Source organism: Pseudomonas sp. TJI-51 (genome assembly GCF_000190455.2).
Classification (GTDB): domain Bacteria; phylum Pseudomonadota; class Gammaproteobacteria; order Pseudomonadales; family Pseudomonadaceae; genus Aquipseudomonas; species Aquipseudomonas juntendi.
The window spans coordinates 64,444-66,047 of record NZ_AEWE02000030.1 but is presented as its reverse complement, the minus strand read 5'-3'; the positions used below and the strand labels follow the sequence as shown (position 1 = coordinate 66,047).

1 protein-coding gene and 1 riboswitch are annotated in these 1,604 nt (G+C 65.8%); the gene reads left to right on the top strand.

The window, feature by feature from the left end; genetic code table 11:
• Window positions 1-165: 165 nt before the first annotated feature.
• A riboswitch (cobalamin riboswitch) is annotated at window positions 166-379 on the top strand.
• Between the two features lie 99 nt (window positions 380-478).
• Window positions 479-1,546: a cobalamin biosynthesis protein CobW gene (gene cobW / locus G1E_RS06990; protein WP_009686698.1), complete on the top strand. Its 1,068-nt coding sequence runs from the start codon at window positions 479-481 to the stop codon at window positions 1,544-1,546.
• Window positions 1,547-1,604: the final 58 nt, after the last annotated feature.

Genomic DNA, 1,604 nt, shown 5'->3' with positions numbered 1-1,604 from the left:
GCCGTACAAACAAGGCGGCCGCGCGCGCCTGTCACAGGCGTTACTGGCCCGAAACAAACGTAGGAGCGAGCGCAGCTCGCGATTGCGCCGCGCGGGCGGCGCTCGATCTCACAGGCGCTAAAAGAATCGAGGCGAGCCAACGGTTGACCACCCGCCAACCACTGCGTAGCCTTGCCACTTCGAGGTTCTTCGGCCAGGCCGAAGCTAAGACGGGAACGCGGTACAAGCCGCGGCTGCCCCCGCAACTGTAAGCACCGACAACGGATCGACACAGCCACTGCGCCAACGCGCGGGAAGGCGTCATCCCGCCAGACTGCTGCCGCGGCAGGCAACTGGAACGGTGCAAGCCAGGAGACCTGCCTCGTCACGTTTTCGACTTTCAACCGGGCGGGGTGATCCGGTGGCGAACAAGCCCGGCCGGCCTGGCCGGTGGCTGTCGTCCTGCATGCCCGCGCCATACTGCCAAGGGCACTGCGACATGAAAACACTGGCCAAGCTCCCCGTTACCATCGTTACCGGCTTTCTCGGCTCGGGCAAGACCACGTTGCTGCGCCACATGCTCGACAACGCCCAGGGCCGCCGCATCGCGGTCATCGTCAACGAGTTCGGCGAACTGGGCATCGATGGCGAAATCCTCAAGCAATGCAGCATCGGTTGTACTGAAGAAGAGGCCACCGGCCGTGTTTACGAGCTGGCCAACGGCTGCTTGTGCTGCACCGTGCAGGAAGAATTCTTCCCGGTGATGCGCGAGCTGGTGGCACGCCGTGGCGACCTGGACCACATCCTGATCGAGACCAGCGGCCTGGCCCTGCCCAAACCGTTGGTGCAGGCCTTCCAGTGGCCGGAGATCCGCAACGCCTGCACCGTCGACGCCGTGATCACCGTGGTCGACAGCCCGGCGGTGGCTGCCGGCACCTTTGCCGCCTACCCGGACCAGGTCGATGCGCAGCGCAAGCTGGACCCCAACCTGGACCACGAGTCGCCCCTGCACGAGCTGTTCGCCGACCAGCTCGCCAGCGCTGACCTGGTGGTATTGAACAAGGCTGACTTGATCGACGCCGAAGGCCTGGCCAAGGTGCGTGCCGAAGTCGCCGAAGAACTGCCGCCGGCGGTGAAAGTGGTCGAAGCCAGCAGCGGCAAGCTGCCACTGGAAGTGCTGCTGGGCGTGGGCGCCGAGTCCGAGGCGCACATCGATGGCCGCCGTACCCACCACGACTCGCACCACGACGGCGACGACCATGACGATCATGACCACGACGCCTTCGACTCCATCTCCATCGACCTGCCGGAAGCCGACGAAAGCCTGCTGCTCGATGCCCTGAGCCAGCTGGTGGTGGAGTTCGGCATCCTGCGTGCCAAAGGCTTCGCTGCCATCCCGGGCAAGCCGATGCGCCTGCTGGTGCAAGGCGTGGGTACCCGTTTCGACAAGCACTTCGATCGTGCCTGGCGTGCCGACGAGCCGCGCATCACCCGCCTGGTGCTGATCGGCCAGGACCTTGATGCGGCCCAGCTGGAAGCGCGCCTGCGCCAGGCCTTGGGCGCCTGACCCATGCACCTGCTGCGGACCCAGCCCGGCGGCTTTGTGCCGGATGACAGCATCGCCG